This window comes from Sunxiuqinia rutila, assembly GCF_050589705.1.
GTDB lineage: Bacteria > Bacteroidota > Bacteroidia > Bacteroidales > Prolixibacteraceae > Sunxiuqinia > Sunxiuqinia rutila.
Window position 1 is genome coordinate 12,916 of the sequence record NZ_JBNGOT010000011.1, and the last position, 16,826, is coordinate 29,741.

The following is a 16,826-nucleotide window of genomic DNA, read 5'->3' on the forward strand; positions in this document are numbered from 1 at the left end:
AGCCTGAGCGATGGTTCCGGTGCACGGGAAAACCTTTAAAGTAGGATCATAAACTCTAAAAAATCAAGGGATAAAACCTGTTAAAAACAGAAAGTTGCCTGCATTGGGAAAACAAAGCGGTTCGTCAGGCAATGTCGTGGCGCTGCTTGTTGAAACCAGGCAGGCCGCTTTCACTGGCAGCCCGAGGCTTGTTCCCGAAGTGCATAGCAAACGAAGTGAACAGGCCGCAGGGGCATCATACCCGTTTGTCTTTCGCCGCTTTATCGAAGGCAACCAGGTTAAACATTTCGCGCATCCGGGAACGAATCCGGTTCCCATAAATGGCTTCCAGTTCCGAGGCCGAAAGGTTGGTTGTCAAATGAGTCAGCATACGTTTGGCAACAAACAGGTCGTAGCGGGCCAACAGGATTTCCGCCATCACATTACACTCATTTCCGAAGTGTTTGGGGGTCTGCTCCAGGCCCAGGTCGTCAAAACAGTACACCTTGGGCACGGGCAAACCACCAATCCGAAAATACGATCCCTTGCTGTAATGATTGATCACCGAATACCCGTTTTTTTCAAACTCAAAGCTGATTTCCCGGGTGGGCTTGACCATAAACTGTTTTTCGCGCGGACAAAAATAGCTGATCAGCCGGGCCAGCGAACTCTTTCCGCAACCAATTGGTCCCGAAATCAACAAGCCTTTCCTCAGGTTGAGACCCAGTCTTTCTGCATTCTCCTTGTCTCCAATGGCATAGATCAACAGTTTGTAGATCAGGTTCAGATCTGCGGGAGCAATGGCAAAATTATCCCCGAATAACATTTTCCCTTTTTCTTCCATCCAGAGCACACTTTTCTGAAAATTGAAATGGAATACCCCACCTTTAAACGCTGCAATTTGCTCATAAGGGCTCTGAATAATCCTTGTCGGTCGCGATGCTGAAGCGGCCTGCGCCGATTTGATTGAATGGTCTTTCATGATTTTTTTGTGTTTGGCTGTTTAACATCCATTTCCGGGCAAGGGCTTGCCAGGAAACAATTCGTTGCGCATTTCCGGTTTTCCATCCCAGGGACAAGTACCGGGAATAAAATTGCTGGGCTTCACTTGGCGGGAATCGGTTTTGTTGAAAGAAAAATGACACCTCCGAAAAATCCGGAATGTTAAGTTCCTCATCATCGCTCCGATGGTTCAGTCCTTCACCATTCTTTACGCTTCCCTGTTCCTGTTGATTTTCATTTTTTGCTTTTTCCTGCTTCTTTTGATTCTCTTCTTGTTTATTCTTGTTTGTATTGTTTATAAGAAGTGTATCACTTGCTGTATCAATTCCGGTATCAGCTTGTATACCGGTAAAATGATTCTGGGCCTTGGCCGTATCCTTTGCAGTATCCAATTTGCTACTGATAGTCCTGCCACTAACATCTGTAGTATTGGCAGAAGTATCTTTTTTGATATTGCCTATAATACCAGTCTTTCCTGCGGTATTAACTGATGCATTTCGTGCAGTCTTCGAACTGGTACTGGTATCGTCTGCTGTCTTCCCTGTCGTATCAGTTTTAAGCTTGGTGGCAGAACTGGTATCTCCTGTTGTATCTTTTCCGGTATCTTCTGCAGTCCCGGCTTTGATACTGGTATCAAAATCAGCATCAGCAGGAGAGTCAGTTGTCTGATCAAACCGAATACAACGGACTTCGCTGCCCCGATGCAGGTTGGAGGATGATTTGTAGTGAATGTAGCCCCAGTCAGTCAGTTCTTTCATGCAGCGGGCATAGGTATTGGCAGAACCAATCCGGGCCTGCTCCATCATCTCCGCCCTAGAAATTACAAACTGATCTCGAAACCGGCAGGCATTCCATTGCCAAAACAAGGCCAGGTACAGGCTGATGTGGTAGGATGACAGGCGTTTATCCCCTGCCAGCCGCTCAAAGAAACCGTTTAGATGCCGGAGGTAGTTCATTACCGTTGCCCCAATCGAATGAGCGACTGGCTTTTGTTCTTTTCCAGAATCTTGTAGATATCCTGAGCATCGTAGTACAAAACGCCTCCCATTTTGGTAAAAGGAAGCGTACCGTTTACCCGCATATTTTGAAGGGTTCCCGGCGAAATACCCAACAACTTACGGACTTCGCCCGAACGAAGCCACTTCTTGGAAGGCAGCCCCTGGTTTTCTTTGAACAGTTTTTTAAGCTCGTCGAATAATTCGATTTTGAACTCACGAAGATCGTCGGTGGTTAAAATTTCTGATGGCATAGCGTTTACTTTTGAATGATTCATTATTATCAGTCGTTTCTCTCGCTTGGTAAGGCCCAAATAAGTTGGGCTTTATACTCGCTAAATCGAAACGATCATTTTGATTTCATTCAAAATTGCAGCCTTCAGCATTAATTTGTTATCAATGGCTTGTCAGGTGAGGTGTTTTTTATCGTAAAGTAGAATCAAGACATGTGTGGTTTTTCAGGTGAATCGCGAAGCACTTAGGGCACTAAAGCAAAAATCACGAAGACACAGCCATTCCTTTTCTTTTCCTTTCACGATAGTGCTGTACACATTCCCGGTGAAATTCCCTCATCCGATCCAGTTCTTCCTGCTCAATGCTTTCAATTTGCAAAATCTGCTCCCGTTCATTGTTGAGCTCATAGTATGCGCGAAAAGGACAATCTTCCAAGGGTTTGCCCATGGGGCAGCCAGAAAAGGCATTAATCAAATCAACATTTTTACGAATTTTTGGTGTCTCGATTGACATGGCATTTAGCTTTTTGAACGTTAATATTCTGATTTATTCGTTATCCTCATCCAGCCGCTGCTGAAGCACGGAACGTAAAAAATCCAAAAACTTGGTCCGATCGATTTTTCGTTGCTGGATTTCAGCATGGAACCGGTAAATATCCTTACTCAGATCCACCCCAAATAACTGCCCGAACATTCCTGCAAGTTCCCGAATTGTTGTTTTTCCTCCATTAACCATCTTGGCATAATGCAAGGCATAAATCAACTCTGCCAGGTCAATCTTTTTACCACACCACAAATAACTTGAGTTAGCCCCATTGACTTTGTTATTGCTAAGGTTTTCGAGTTTCTCGATTTCTTTACTGAGGTAATCCAGCAGCATTTCGTTGGCCATAATCACCGAAAAGGTATGGTCGTGCCAGGTAAAAAACGCTTCATCCAACAACTCTCTGCTGTCTCTCAACTCCAGGGGAATTTCAGCGTTTGATCGTAGAAAATACTGCTCATCCAAATGCTTATAGCCACAACGGTAATACTGTACTTTCAGATGACGTTTCTCCATGAACTCATTGATTTTGTAAAGGCAGTTCTGAAGGTACCGCTTGGTTAACAGGACATCGGCGTTTCTGCGTTTACTTTCAATCTCGAAAACCAATTGATAATACAGTAACCTCCCATAGGCCGCAGGCTTAATTTCCTTGAAAAACAGAATCTCCGATTCGCGATCGGGGAATCCCTTTACCACAACCAACTTACGCAATTTTTCCAAAGCAATCTTGCAATGACCAATGGCATACTCCACCTGATCAATAGTATTATTCGAGACGGCCTCTATCTTTGACAACTCCGTTTTCAGTTCAAAGATGATATCCCAATACATCTCCATAGTATAAAATTTAATTGTGTTAATATTCTGGATCTTCCCAAAACCAACCCATTAACAAATTAAATTATAATACATTAAGCCCCACCAAGCAAGGTATAGTATATTTATTTTTCAACATAAAAAAGAAAGCTGCAATAGTTTTAAAATCGATTGCTTACGGCAATGATAAGAACGGCACCAATTAAAACAAGAACTCCAAAATTGAGCGTTTTACGGGCTTTATGAGGAGCTCCTATCCATTCTCCCCGGAATATTCCCCAAAGGTTGCCAATGACAATGGATAATGATACCAAAAGCGGCCATCCGACGACAAGACCTAAATCGCCTAAGATAACAGCCCCGTAACCATAGGCATAGAAACTTCCAATCCACATCAACGACATGGTGAATATTAGGCTCCAATTCATCATCTTATACTCATTAACAAAAGCTTTCAGTTCTTTCGACCGAATCAAAAGAAACAGGCAATATCCCATATTCACGATTGCTCCCATGGTGAAAAACAGCGACCAGATTACATTTCCAGCCATCGCCTGCCCAACTCCGTGCTCCACAGCAATTCGGGTAATATCCTGACTAAAAGCAGCTCCTAAATTGGGTAAACACGAAGTAAAGCCAGAGATAACAGCCAGAATCAGGCCCGTGGTTGTATAGCCCGAAAGTTTCGAACTTTTGTCTTTTTGAGAGGAAGCCCTCGCACAATAGTAGATTCCGACAACCGAAACCAAGGCCCCCAAAAGAATTAACAGTCCTTTGAGCTCTAAAAAAATTGAAGATGAAAAAACTAAGGCCGGGACTAAAGTCCCTGTAATGGCATTAATGCCCATAATAATGGGATAGCCGAGTGCCATTCCCAACATATCCATTGCCTTGCCAAAAAGGATAGCTCCAATCCCCCATAATAAACCAAATACGGCAACCAGCAACAGTAGTTGAACCGGAACAGCCGCAATAATAGAAGTAATACCATTGATGGTTAGCAAGGCAATCCCCCAATTAACCAACAACATAGCCAACAACGAAAAAGCAAACCAGCTATGTGCCCATTGCCACTTTTTGGTATAAGTCATTGGTAAGAAAAATGATCCTTGCAACACGCCTGCAAGAACAACAATGAGTAATCCGGTCAAAAAATCCATACGATTTAATTAGGTTATGTTTTACTATTAAGCCTCTAAAGATAGAAGATTACCGTACAGATTAAACGAACTATATTTCCACATTTATGAACTATATTGTCCAAACACAATTCTTACAGGAATATATACTTTAATGATGACATGGTTGCACTCCACCTTTCAACCTATTACATTGTTTGGGAGCCAAGCATTTTGCCATGCCTTGCAAACAAAAAACTCATTATTGAATCTTGTTTTGAAGCCAAACTTCGACAAGACAACAATGAGTTTTTTATATAGTAAGTCTCAAAAATCGTTGCTTTCAAGCAAATAATCGAGATTCTGGTTTAATTTTAAATACCAGAATAATTCTCTTATTAATTTATAAGATCAAAAGAATATCGATTATAGTTTTCCGATAACATAAATCTCAGCTAAAGAAACATATGGAGGAACATTTGATTCCGTGACATTAATTTTAATATACCTCATACGTTTACCATCGGTCAGTTCAATCAGTTCCTTTTGAATTGAGCCGTCAGAAGAATAATTAAGCGTTCCAAATTCTTCCCAATTAACATTATCGGTACTTCCTTCCAGAACCACGGTTTTCGTATGATTATTTGAATTTCGTCTAAAAAGGTCAACTTGAGTAACATTAAACTCATTTTTCATATCAATCGTAATGTGGTGAGGTATTTGACCTATACCATCAGCCCATTGGCTCTGCCAATATGAACTATTATCACCATCAATAATATTAACAGCAGGACCATTACCCCCACCTTCATTAGCTGCTTGTTCTTCTGTCGAAAAATCAATGATCTCAAAAGACGATTTATCAATCTCAAAAGCAATATCGGTAAGATATTCAAGGCTTATTTCTTCAACATCACAGAAAAAGGTGTCAATGGCCGTTTCGCTGGGGATATAGCCGCTAGCATAATTAATTGGAACATATAAATCAACATCTTCAATAAGAAGCTCTGATTGATCCGGAAGAATAACTAAGTTCTTTTGGGTTCCATCTACTGTTTGATACTCAAAATTCATCGTAACCAGATTGCTTGCTGCCGGAGCAAAAGTAATCATAGCTCCACCGGAAATATTAGGCAGTATCTTTTGAATAGGTCTGTTCTCAAGATAGCTTCGGTATTTCTCGCCATAAACCTTACCATCAACTTTTGTCGATACAGATGTATTTCCAGCCTCGTTCATTGTAATAAACTCGAGCAAATACTGTCCCTCATCTATTGGAATCTCTGCCATGAAAGAATCTGGCGACTGATTAAAGTCGTATGCAATGGTTTCAATTTGTTCAGAATTGTCCGCATTCTCCCATTTTACGATGATGTTAGTTACTTGTAAAGCATTTTTCAGATACCCCTTTAACTTCACCCGATTATTTCCAGGAAACAGGTACACGCTGTCTACTTTTACACTGTAAATGATCTCTCCATCCTGGACATATTCACTATGTGTATCCATCATATCTTCGCAGCCAAAAAACATGGTTAAGACGAAAATGGAGATCAGTAATAAATATTTATTTGTTTTCATATTAATTTCAATTTATAATTCAACTCCATAAAAGTCCATTTCATGCCAATTTACCCAACCAGTATTTCCCCAATTAGACAATACACCTATACGAAAATAGCGCATTGGTTTTGTCTCTAATGGAACATCGAAGTTATGCCCATCTAGTGCTGCATCAATATCTTCCTGACTTACGTCACTACCAGGAAGTCCTGATGGTTTTACAATTTCGTCGTTACTAATAAGTGTCCAATAGTTTGTCCAGTCCTGTAAACCATCTCCATCCAGATCCTCTGTTACCTCTTCATTCATAACAGGAGCTTCGGCTCGACCATATACGTACCATGTCTTGGGATTACCATAAGTATATAACCAATGATGCTTTCCTCCTGCACCTCGTTGGAACATCACATACCTGGAAAGCTTATAGACTTTACCTAAGTCGATAGTTACATGCCGCGGATAAGGTGTTTGGTAAGAGATTATAGCCGATCCTCTGTCTCCATCAATAAGAGCACTGGGTAATCCCTCCCACCAATTCCATTTATCATCAACTGGGTTATTTCCATATTCAAAAACAGTCATCAATGACTTATCCAACGCTTCTTCTTTTAAAGGAGTAATAATTGATTCCGGTTTAACCAACTCTGTCTCATTTCCATAATTGTCTCTCATAACCACAGCAAATTCGCGTGGCTTATCCGGAAATCCTCTGGAAATATACTGCCACTCTTTTTGAGTCGTGTTAAGGATACGAGTTGATACAAGTTCTCCTGCCTCCTCTCCTTCTGTTGTAATCGTATCAGCCATAAAAAAGAAAGTGATCGGTTCCTCTTCTGGATTTTCCCATTTATACAGGGCTCCACCAAAAGCTTCCGTAATCTGCATGCTATTTTTTACTTTTTGCAATGGTGATATCTCAGGTTGTATTTTTACTGTAACCGGTTCTGATTCATTATTACTCCGATCAATACAGGTTAGCTGTACATTATACTGCTTCGTATTATCAGCTCCATTAAATCCTTTCACAACCAATAACTTTTCATACATCGATGATTTCACCTCCATTTCTTTCCCATTATCGATAGTGTAGGTTGCTTTCACATAAAGCAGATCATTGTCTCCAGGGATTGTATATGCAATCTCTGCTCCTCCTGAAATATTTTTCACAGTAATATCGGTCACCACTCCAGGCGCTTCCATATCAGCAGATATGGGCTCCAGTGATTTCTCTTCGCATCCAACTAAGGCGACAAAGAGCAAGATATAGTTTATTATTTTTTTCATAATACGTACTCTTTAATGTTAATAATTGTAAGCCTACCAACCATAGTTTTGAATCAAATTTGGATTCTTTGTTATTTCGCTCTCAGCAATTGGGAAGAAATAGTTTTTAGTGGTAAAAGTTGGATAATAAAGTGTTTGTGGTTGGTAATACTTTTCTGGTGTCGACTCCTGTGGATTCCATGCCTGAACTGGCACATTACAATTATCTTCAGCTTCTAACCAACGACGTAAATCCCAAAACCGGCTGCCTTCAAAAGCCATTTCAATCAGGCGTTCGCGATGCAATATTTCGCGTAGCCCCTCCTTTGTGCTTGGCTTATTCGGATTAATACTATAAGCTTGCCATGCTTCATCCACTCCTTTTAGTCCGGCACGCTCTCTTACTCTATTAATCCATACTTTTGATTCATCCAGTTGATTTGATTCCAGGAGTGCTTCGGCATACAATAAATATAAGTCGGCCAGTCTTAATGCGGGAAAAGCATATCCTGTATAGTGCCAAAATTGGCCGGCCTCACCCGATTCAATACTAACTAATTTATGTGGCCAGTAACCAAATGGACAATACTTGTGCGCATATCCGGCAGTAGTATATCCACCCTGTAAATGATCGATATAATCAAGATTCTGATTTTTATCATTTGAAAACGTACGTTGATGACCATACACCAAGGCTCCATCAAAAATCAAATCGGCATAAAAACGTGGCTCCCGATTAAAATTTCTTTTCACCGTGCGTTTGCCCAGTTTTAAATGAAACCGATGATCATCGTCTGCTGGTATTACTTGGTTCAAATTCTCATTTTGCCATTCGGCATCTTCATCCACAGGAACACCATTTTTGGTATAATACATCAAGGAAATCTTTAATGGCACACCATAGTTTCCATTAGAATGATAATCGAGCTGACTGAAATACTGAGGCATAGCATCGCCCTGCAATCCGGTAACAATACTATTGGTATGGCTCCATACAACTTCCTTATTATTATCTCTTCTGGTTACCCGATAGCCCAATACGACTTTCTGTCGCGTAGAATCAGAAACACTCCCACTCTCATCAAAATCATCAATTTGCAATAATCGATGCCCATTTTGCTCTGCCAAAGTAATCGCTTCTTCACAAGCAGCTAAAGCATCTGCCCACTTCTGGTTTACAATTGCAGCATCACCATTTGGAAATAGAGGAGTACCATCATTATTCTGAATCTGAAAACCGGATTCTCCATTAAATAAAGGACTTGCTGCAGTTACCAATACTTTTGCTTTAACAGCTGCTGCTATGGTAGCAGTAATTCGTCCGTGTTCAAGCGTACTATTCTCATTAAATTCCGGTAAATCAGCTATCGCTTCATCCAATAATTCCACAACGTAACTGAAACATTCATCAAGAGGATCTCTAGACATTTTCAAATTTTCTATAGACTCGTTAATAGAAATATTCTCACGAATGATATGAATAGGACCATACATACGTATCAAGTAAAAATGCAGGTAGGCCTTGATAAATTTAGCCTCTGCTTTCCAGGTTCTCTTTTCACGCTCAGTCATATCAGAAACCTCATCAATACGTTCAATCAGGGTATTACAATCTCTGATGCCCACATACAATGGCTGGCCTCCATTCCCTCCATTCCAATAATTAAACAAAGGATTAACAATACTCTGATAGCCATTAGCCAATAATACTCCTCTTTGATTTTCATGGTATAAGGCTTTACTTACCTCATCACTTCCCAGCAGTGCTGGGTTTTGATCAATATCGCCCATCTTAGGCAAGTACGAGTAGCAGGTGAACAGGTACTTCTCGGCATTAAACTTATCAGTAAATGCATTGTCGATTGTTGCCACATTATCTGGAACGATATCAAGGTAATTACAAGAGGATAATAAAGACAACAGGATAATATAATATAAGCGAAATTTTATCATTTCTTTAGGATTTTAAGGTTTAAAAATTTACTTGCAAGCCTAAGTTCACCACACGTTGTATTGGATATCCAATTCCTGATCCTCCCATTTCGGGATCCCACAGCTTAAACTTACTAAACGTTAACAGATTAGTTCCACTTGCATAAATTCGAAGTCGATCAATTGATTTAACCGGAATAGTATATCCAACTTCTAGTGATTTTAATCGTAAGAAAGCGCCATCCTGCATAAACCAGGTACTTGTCTGGTTATTATTTTCCACGACATTTTCAGACAAACGAGGCCATAGTGCAAACAAGTTTTGATTTTCAGGAGTCCAGTGATCCTCAGCATAAGCTTGCAATAAACTACTATGGCTACGCTTAGATAAAGTTTCACGCAAAAACTGAGAAGCTCCACCTGGTATCGGTGCAGGACGAAATGGAGCACTTGCTCCTTGGTCAATCCAAAATGAAGAAAGTGCAGAGCCTTGGAAAAAACAGGAAAGATCCCAGTTTTTATAACCTGTCGAAAAACCAAATCCATAAATAATTTCAGGAACTGTTGGGTGCCCAATCGGAACCTTATCCAACGGTGTAATTCTTCCATCTCCATTGATATCCTTATACTTAATATCACCGGGTAAATACTTACCAAACTGAGTTGGAGAATTATTAATTTCTGCCTGGTCTACAAAAAGACGTTCGGCAACATATCCCCATACCTGATCCAAAGATTGACCAACTCTAGAAACCCAGGGAGTAGAAGTGTAGTCCGGTTCTTCAAACTTGACCATTTCACTGCGAGCAAAAGTAAAGTTCCCCCTTCCTGTAATCCAAAAATCTTTGTTAAAACTGTAATTATAATCTAAAGAAATATCGACACCATGGTTTTTTGCTTCACCAACATTAGCTCTAACGCCTGCTTGCAGCCCCATGTTAGCCAATGTAATACGATTCATCAAAATGTTAGACCGCGACTCACCAAAGAAATCAACCATAATATCAAGAGCACTAAACAGCCCCAGTTCAAACCCCAAATTATACTTCCTGGCTATCTCCCACTTTATCTGATCATTCTCATACCTACCAATACTTACTCCAGGCTTGAAATAATCGTAACGGGTTCCAAAAGTGCCCCCCTTGCTATTATTATTTAGATTTACTTCTGACATGAAAAAGAAGCGATCTTGAGCAGAACCAATAGCATCGTTCCCCACCAGACCATAAGTAGCTTTCAGCTTTAGATTGTTAACGACCCGGCTGAGAGGAGTAAAGAATTCTTCGTTACTAATAATATATCCTACCCCAACTGAAGGGAAAAAACCAAAGCGTTCATTCTTTGCAAATCGCTCAGACCCATTATATCCAAAATTAAACTCTGTAAAATAACGCGAATCATATGAATATGTAAACCGTCCACTTAATCCTAGGTTGCGGTATGGCAAAGACTGCTGTAAAGAGCCAGGATTCGAATATTTACTTTCTCTTCCAATAAAAACCAATAAGCCACTAACACCGTGCTTCTCAGTAAAGGTACGGTCGTATCTTAAAGAAGCTTCGTAGTATGTATTTATGCTAATCGCCTTATTATCTTCGAGGTACCCTAAATATTCTGTACCACTTTCCGGGTTGATAGCATCCAGCAAATATTCACTTCCTGTACCAACAAGTCTGTAATAGTAGGGGTTATAAAATCTGCTTATCCCTGAAGAGGCTTCCCTGTTAGTGTTAAATATCAATTTAGAAGACAATCCTTCTGTTACAGCGTCCATACTCTGCTCTATCTCAAATTGAGACAATATCAAGGAACGGTCACTATCCTTATAACCTCTTGTTAATTCGGCATAGGGGTTAAGATAATCACCATCTTCATAATTACCATACAGAATGTGTCGCGTAAATTGGTTGTTTTCATCAGGTTCGTAATATGCTGGAAATAAAACCGGATTCGCATAAAGTGCCATTTTGTACAACTCAGAACCGCCATGTACCGGGCCGGTATAATCGTCAAATGTAGCATGAAATCGAACGGCCACTTCTGTTGAATTGGTGATGTTCAAATTAATATTCGACCGCAACAGGTACTTCTTAAAATCAATATTGTTATCGAAATTATTCATTTCAGCTTCTTTCAAAATACCATTATCCTGGTTTAGCGAAGCGGCTAAATAGTACCGGGCAACTTTCCCCCCGCCACTTACATTAAAATTGAGCCGCTGATTCATTGTATAATCCTTGGTCAGCATATCTTTCCAGTTATTATCAGGATAGAGATACGAATCAACTGAATTAGCAGTTCTGATAATTTTTTCTTCTGAATAGCGAGGTAACCCCAGAGGATCGCGCATCAATACTGCTTCATTATGTTTGCGCATGAATGTGATATTATCTGCAAATTCAATGTCCTTGGTAGGCTGTGAAATAGAATTTTCAAAACGAATATTAACTTTCGCTTTCCCCTCTCTACCTTCCTTAGTTGTAACCAAAATAACTCCATTTGCACCACGCGCACCATACAAGGCAGTGGCTGTAGCATCTTTCATGATTGAAAAGCTAGCAATATCATCAGGCTGAAGTCGAGCTAAATCATTCGCTGACAACTCTATACCATCAATCAGAATAAGTGGTGATTTTGAATAACCGAATGTGGTAACCCCTCTTACAAAAAACTCAGCATTATCTTGTCCGGGTTCACCACTGCGTTGGTATGAAATCATCCCAGCCATTTTACCGGCAAATGCGGTTGTCAAGTTACTCGATGGAACTTTTAAGTCTTCTGTATTTACAGATTCAATGGATGAAAGAACACTTTCCTTTTTCTGCTTTCCAAAGGCAACAATCGTTACTTCATCCAACTCGTCAGTCTTTTCATTTAGTGTTACATTTATGGTCGTCTGATTCCCGACTTCCACTGTCTGGCTTTCCATCCCAATAAAAGAAAATACCAGTTTATCAGTAGCTTCAACTTCAATTGAGTACTGACCATCAAAATCCGTTATTACTCCACGAGTGGATCCTAAAACCGTAACCGTTGCGTTGGGTAACGGTCCCCCTCCACTATCCACAACTTTTCCTGTTATTTTCTTTTCCTGAGCTCCCGAGGAAAACAGAACTAACAAATCATCTGAAAAACCTGGCAACGAAGCCGTTGCCGAAAAAGAAAAGAATAGAAGAGTTGTCAACAATAAATTAACTTTCCGGGAAAATTGCTTGTATCTGGTACAAACACATCCCGACTCAACATTTTTTTTCATAAGTTTGAACGTTTAAGTTTAAAAATAGCCACTATTGGCTGTTAACTTACCTGCATGATGTTGGTAGCATCATGTTTATTGCCGGCAAATGCGCAAACATTTGCCGGTTTTTTTATTCTTCGTTTGGTTAGTGTTAAGTTGGCTTTGTGATTGATAAAAATAAAGGCTTTTCATCCCCTATCGATGAACTATATTCTCACATTGGTGAACTATATTGTCCAAACAAAAATATTAACAGAACATATAATTAAATGACATGATAGCAAAGAGAGTGTCTTTTGCTATCATGTCATTTTGACTAGTCCAGCCATCCTTTAAAAATTCCGGCCTTGCTGCCTTGCTCGTCAAGCTGAATCTTAAAAAGAGATCCACTTAACGGATATTGCTGCAATTGCTGATCCGTCATCCCTTCCCGGGCAGTGGTGATGTACAAGGTTTGCAAATTTTCGTCTCCAAAAGCACAAGAAGTAACGTGTGGAGCCGGAATTTCAATTCTTTGTATTTGCTCACCTGATTCAGGATTCCAGCAGATTACGGCTTTTCCTCCCCAGTGCGCTACCCACAGCATCCCTTCTGAGTCGATGGTCATGCCATCGGGAGCGCCAAGCTGATTGGGAATTTTCACAGCTACTCGACGATTGGACAGATTTCCTGTTTCTAAATCAAAGTCGTACGCAAAGATGGCAAACTCCGGCGTGTCAATATAGTACATGGTTTGTCCATCAGTAGACCAAATTATCCCATTTGAAATGGTTACATTGGCTTGCTTCACGGTAAGCTCATGCCCGTCAAAAGCGTAGAGATTACCGGCATCTTTCACCACATTTTTATTCATGGTGCCTACCCAGAAACGTCCAGCCGGATCACATTTCCCATCGTTAAAACGATTATTTTGCATTTCCTTTGGATAGCCCGTCAGTTTCTGTAGCACACCTTCCCCTGACACTCCATGAATCCCGGATTCCAAAGCAACGACAACCGAAAATTTTCCAATTGCTGGCACAACGGTTCCGATCATGCTCCCCATTGGATAGGTTTTATTTTCATTCTTTACCGGGTCATAACAATGAAGTTTTTCCCCGGTAATATCAACCCAATAAAGCACCTTTTCAATTGGATGCCACACAGCACCTTCGCCTAGGATAGCCGCTGGCGTATTCTTTACAACTTCTACTTTTTGTCCCATGAGCATATTGGTAATAGGTTAGCATGAAAAGCAATAAAGAAAATCTCATGCATCGATTTCTCATTCTTTTTCTAATTTAGCTATCCTGCATCAACGCTGACCGCCCCCCATCAAGCAGATAAGTTGTGCCTGTAGCAAAAGCGGCAAAGCTGCTGGCTAAAAATGCACACCATGCTCCAACTTCTTCTGGGGTGCCAAGTTTTCCCGCCGGATGCAAATCAACTGTTCGTTGACGTTCAGCGGCTGCGTCCGGGAACGAGTTAAACCATTTATCGTTTCCGGGAGTATCGATAAATCCAGGAGCTATTCCCACAACCCGCACCGAGGGTCCCCATTCAATTGCCATGGCACGAACCAAACCAGTAAGTGCCGTTTTGGTCACATTGTATGGAAAACAACCAGGAATTGACGAGTAAGCATGGTTGGAAGTCATAACGACAAAAACTCCTGAAGAACTCGCTTCTAAATGTTTCCGGCTTGCTTTTGCCAAACGCCAATGCGAAGCCAGGTTTAGTTCATGATTGTAAGTCCAATCTTCTTCGGAGCACTGCGAAGCTCCTTTAAATACGTTTACCCCAGCATTGGAAACCACAAGATCGATCTGCTTAAATTCACGGGCAACACTTTCAACAAAAGAGGCAATCTGCTCTTTTGAGGTAACATCAACCGCTTGGTAAAAAGCTTTCCTCCCAAAAGCTTCAACACTCTTGATAAAATCTTTGACACTATCCTGATCTTCAGATGTCCTTGCACAACCAGCCACATGACAGCCAGCTTCAGCCAGCACTTTTGCGACTCCTGCACCAATACCACTGGAAACACCTGTTACAATAGCTACTTTATCGGTTAGATTAATCCCTAACATTTTTATTGGTTTTATCTGTTTATATTTTTTTAAGACACTTTTGTTAGAGCCAAGACAATAGATTCTTGGACAACTTCGAACTAACTTAAGACTTAAAAACTCTGTCAATATACTTTAGTCACTTCGTACTTTCCTATTGCTAAATATAAAAACCTTTTTTAGCGATACGGATACCCGGATGCTTCTCCATTTCCTGCTCAACCAAATCGACACCTAAACCCGGACGGTCAGATAATACCAGGTAACCTTGATCGACCTCAATGGCATGATCAATTACTTCATCTCGCCAAGGCACATCGCAATAAATATACTCCTGGCGGAAGAAATTGGGAACAGCCGCACACACATGGGCACTTGCCAATGTTGACAGGGGCCCATTCGGGTTATGCGGTGCCAACAATACATTGTAGGTTTCGGCCATGGTTGCCATGCGCTTCATTTCCGAAGGGCCACCACAACGGGTAATATCCGGCATAATAACATCCACCACCTGCTTCTCCAGCAGATCCCGAATTCCGTGACGTGTATAATGACGCTCTCCAACACAAATCGACACTTTAGGGTCGATGCGTTCGCGAAAGGCTCTCAAAGTATTGGCATTTTCAGGGCCTGCCGGCTCTTCATACCAGGTAATGTTCAACTGAGCCAATCGTTCAGCCATGGTCACTGCTGTTTTGAAATTAAGCATTGCATGCGTTTCGATCATCAGGTCAGCATCGGGTCCAATCGCTTCGCGAACAGCTTTGCTCACCTCAAAAGCTCGATTTTGTTGCTCTTGACTCAAGCCCAAGTCCGTATTTAGGTCTTCACCATACAAATAGTTGACATGCGCAAATGGATCAAACTTAACACCCTTAAAGCCGGCATCCATAACTTGTCGGGCTTGTTGTGCGTAGTCCTCGGCATTGTGACCGCCACCTGTAAACCAGTAGTTGGCGTACAGCCTGATTTTTGTACGAAACGCCCCTCCCAGCAACTCATACATTGGGACTCCCAGTTTCTTTGCTTTCAAATCGAGCAAGGCCATGTCAATACCCGAAATAGCACACATGCTGGCACCAAAAGGACCAACCCAATTCAAATCGCGATACAATTTGGTCCAGATAAAGTCAGTCCGCATCGGATCCAATCCGATAATACGTTTTCCTGCTTCAATAGCAGCGGCTTCAATCATTTGACTTCCGGGCCAGTTTGTCGCTTCGCCAACCCCAGTAATTCCTTCGTCGGTATAAATTTTCAATAAAGTCCAGTTGTACTTTACACCTTCAACCAACCATACTTTTACATCTGTAATCTTCATTCATTCTATCGTTAGAGCCATGATCTTAAAATCCGTCAATCATGGCTATTTCTTATTTATACATTGCCTTACATGATTCCGTATTTGTTCCAGGCTTCAACAGCACTCATCCCATCCTGGATAGCTTTTAATACCGTTTTCTCCCCTCGAGCCTTTTCCAAAGAGTGCGCAAATACTTCCTTCTCAACCGACTGAGGGACCACACAAACGCCATCAATATCACCAACAATAATATCACCAGGATTGATACGAACCCCGTTCATTTCGATGGGCACCCGAAAGTCAATCACTTTACCACGAGGCGCCTGATCCTGAGAATAGGGGCCATAAGAAAACACCGGTAAATCAACATCATAAATCCCCTTGGTATCGCGCGAATAGCCATTGACAACAGCTCCAGTGCCACCACACATTTTGATACGGGTAAGCATCAGTTCGCCAACTAAAGCATAGGCAGGAGAAGAACCAGAGCAGATGTAAACCTCTCCAGGCTTTACGTTATCCAGAGCTTCGAGCATCAAGCCGAATGGTTTATTCATCAGTGGATTTTGAGAGCCCGGACTCAGTTCTTCAAAACAATCAGCTTCCAAAACAGTCATCGCCCGTCCCACCAACATCATCTCTTCCTTGAGAGGTCTGATCTGTGGTGGTAGAAACTGATGTTGCAAGCCCATTTTATCCATAATATCTCCGACCACCGCAGTATAAAGTTCCTTTCGGATAAAGCCGAAAAGCTCTTCGTCATCCTTCCAATAATTATCAGTCATGTTA

The 16,826-nt window shown here is 41.2% G+C and carries 14 protein-coding genes; all 14 read right to left on the reverse strand.

The window, feature by feature from the left end; all coding sequences use genetic code 11:
* Positions 1 to 235: 235 nt before the first annotated feature.
* On the reverse strand, positions 236 to 961 hold the full coding sequence (locus ACRD6K_RS14310; RefSeq protein ID WP_430973786.1) for a P-loop NTPase family protein: 726 nt from the start codon (positions 959 to 961) through the stop codon (positions 236 to 238).
* On the reverse strand, positions 885 to 1,937 hold the full coding sequence (locus ACRD6K_RS14315; protein WP_430973787.1) for a hypothetical protein: 1,053 nt from the start codon (positions 1,935 to 1,937) through the stop codon (positions 885 to 887). The genes ACRD6K_RS14310 and ACRD6K_RS14315 overlap by 77 nt, the downstream gene beginning before the upstream one ends.
* Positions 1,937 to 2,230, reverse strand: coding sequence for a helix-turn-helix domain-containing protein (locus ACRD6K_RS14320; protein WP_430973788.1), 294 nt, complete (start codon positions 2,228 to 2,230; stop codon positions 1,937 to 1,939). The genes ACRD6K_RS14315 and ACRD6K_RS14320 overlap by 1 nt, the downstream gene beginning before the upstream one ends.
* A gap of 244 nt (positions 2,231 to 2,474) precedes the next feature.
* Positions 2,475 to 2,723, reverse strand: a complete 249-nt coding sequence (locus ACRD6K_RS14325) for a hypothetical protein (RefSeq protein ID WP_430973789.1) — start codon at positions 2,721 to 2,723, stop codon at positions 2,475 to 2,477.
* 33 nt (positions 2,724 to 2,756) lie between these two features.
* The gene (locus ACRD6K_RS14330) at positions 2,757 to 3,593 is read right to left on the reverse strand and encodes an RteC domain-containing protein (RefSeq protein ID WP_430973790.1); all 837 of its coding nucleotides are present in this window, start codon (positions 3,591 to 3,593) and stop codon (positions 2,757 to 2,759) included.
* Positions 3,594 to 3,733: 140 nt separating this feature from the next.
* Positions 3,734 to 4,732 (reverse strand): L-rhamnose/proton symporter RhaT, encoded by a 999-nt coding sequence (locus ACRD6K_RS14335; protein WP_430973791.1) that lies wholly within the window; start codon positions 4,730 to 4,732, stop codon positions 3,734 to 3,736.
* Between the two features lie 384 nt (positions 4,733 to 5,116).
* Positions 5,117 to 6,271 (reverse strand): DUF4998 domain-containing protein, encoded by a 1,155-nt coding sequence (locus ACRD6K_RS14340; protein ID WP_430973792.1) that lies wholly within the window; start codon positions 6,269 to 6,271, stop codon positions 5,117 to 5,119.
* Positions 6,272 to 6,283: 12 nt separating this feature from the next.
* Positions 6,284 to 7,537, reverse strand: a complete 1,254-nt coding sequence (locus ACRD6K_RS14345) for a DUF4959 domain-containing protein (RefSeq protein WP_430973793.1) — start codon at positions 7,535 to 7,537, stop codon at positions 6,284 to 6,286.
* 33 nt (positions 7,538 to 7,570) lie between these two features.
* Complete coding sequence (locus tag ACRD6K_RS14350; protein WP_430973794.1) at positions 7,571 to 9,469, reverse strand: RagB/SusD family nutrient uptake outer membrane protein; 1,899 nt, start codon at positions 9,467 to 9,469, stop codon at positions 7,571 to 7,573.
* 19 nt (positions 9,470 to 9,488) lie between these two features.
* A complete protein-coding gene (locus tag ACRD6K_RS14355; RefSeq protein WP_430973795.1) occupies positions 9,489 to 12,704 on the reverse strand; it encodes a SusC/RagA family TonB-linked outer membrane protein in 3,216 nt (1,071 codons plus the stop codon).
* Between the two features lie 298 nt (positions 12,705 to 13,002).
* Positions 13,003 to 13,890, reverse strand: a complete 888-nt coding sequence (locus ACRD6K_RS14360; protein ID WP_430973796.1) for an SMP-30/gluconolactonase/LRE family protein — start codon at positions 13,888 to 13,890, stop codon at positions 13,003 to 13,005.
* 76 nt (positions 13,891 to 13,966) lie between these two features.
* Positions 13,967 to 14,755 carry an SDR family NAD(P)-dependent oxidoreductase gene (locus ACRD6K_RS14365; RefSeq protein ID WP_430973797.1) on the reverse strand — a complete coding sequence of 263 codons (789 nt, stop codon included), beginning with the start codon at positions 14,753 to 14,755 and terminating at the stop codon, positions 13,967 to 13,969.
* Positions 14,756 to 14,894: 139 nt separating this feature from the next.
* Entirely contained in the window at positions 14,895 to 16,055 is a 1,161-nt protein-coding gene (locus ACRD6K_RS14370; RefSeq protein ID WP_430973798.1) for a mandelate racemase/muconate lactonizing enzyme family protein, read from the reverse strand.
* A 68-nt stretch (positions 16,056 to 16,123) separates the two neighbouring features.
* Positions 16,124 to 16,822 carry an RraA family protein gene (locus ACRD6K_RS14375; protein ID WP_430973799.1) on the reverse strand — a complete coding sequence of 233 codons (699 nt, stop codon included), beginning with the start codon at positions 16,820 to 16,822 and terminating at the stop codon, positions 16,124 to 16,126.
* Between the last annotated feature and the right edge of the window lie 4 nt (positions 16,823 to 16,826).

What these genes read in the sequence shown, in the direction of transcription:
- ACRD6K_RS14310 (WP_430973786.1), bottom strand. Translation starts at nt 961, where the DNA reads ATGAAAGACCATTCAATCAAATCGGCGCAGGCCGCTTCAGCATCGCGA.
- ACRD6K_RS14315 (WP_430973787.1), bottom strand. Translation starts at nt 1,937, where the DNA reads ATGAACTACCTCCGGCATCTAAACGGTTTCTTTGAGCGGCTGGCAGGG.
- ACRD6K_RS14320 (WP_430973788.1), bottom strand. Translation starts at nt 2,230, where the DNA reads ATGCCATCAGAAATTTTAACCACCGACGATCTTCGTGAGTTCAAAATC.
- ACRD6K_RS14325 (WP_430973789.1), bottom strand. Translation starts at nt 2,723, where the DNA reads ATGTCAATCGAGACACCAAAAATTCGTAAAAATGTTGATTTGATTAAT.
- ACRD6K_RS14330 (WP_430973790.1), bottom strand. Translation starts at nt 3,593, where the DNA reads ATGGAGATGTATTGGGATATCATCTTTGAACTGAAAACGGAGTTGTCA.
- ACRD6K_RS14335 (WP_430973791.1), bottom strand. Translation starts at nt 4,732, where the DNA reads ATGGATTTTTTGACCGGATTACTCATTGTTGTTCTTGCAGGCGTGTTG.
- ACRD6K_RS14340 (WP_430973792.1), bottom strand. Translation starts at nt 6,271, where the DNA reads ATGAAAACAAATAAATATTTATTACTGATCTCCATTTTCGTCTTAACC.
- ACRD6K_RS14345 (WP_430973793.1), bottom strand. Translation starts at nt 7,537, where the DNA reads ATGAAAAAAATAATAAACTATATCTTGCTCTTTGTCGCCTTAGTTGGA.
- ACRD6K_RS14350 (WP_430973794.1), bottom strand. Translation starts at nt 9,469, where the DNA reads ATGATAAAATTTCGCTTATATTATATTATCCTGTTGTCTTTATTATCC.
- ACRD6K_RS14355 (WP_430973795.1), bottom strand. Translation starts at nt 12,704, where the DNA reads ATGAAAAAAAATGTTGAGTCGGGATGTGTTTGTACCAGATACAAGCAA.
- ACRD6K_RS14360 (WP_430973796.1), bottom strand. Translation starts at nt 13,890, where the DNA reads ATGGGACAAAAAGTAGAAGTTGTAAAGAATACGCCAGCGGCTATCCTA.
- ACRD6K_RS14365 (WP_430973797.1), bottom strand. Translation starts at nt 14,755, where the DNA reads ATGTTAGGGATTAATCTAACCGATAAAGTAGCTATTGTAACAGGTGTT.
- ACRD6K_RS14370 (WP_430973798.1), bottom strand. Translation starts at nt 16,055, where the DNA reads ATGAAGATTACAGATGTAAAAGTATGGTTGGTTGAAGGTGTAAAGTAC.
- ACRD6K_RS14375 (WP_430973799.1), bottom strand. Translation starts at nt 16,822, where the DNA reads ATGACTGATAATTATTGGAAGGATGACGAAGAGCTTTTCGGCTTTATC.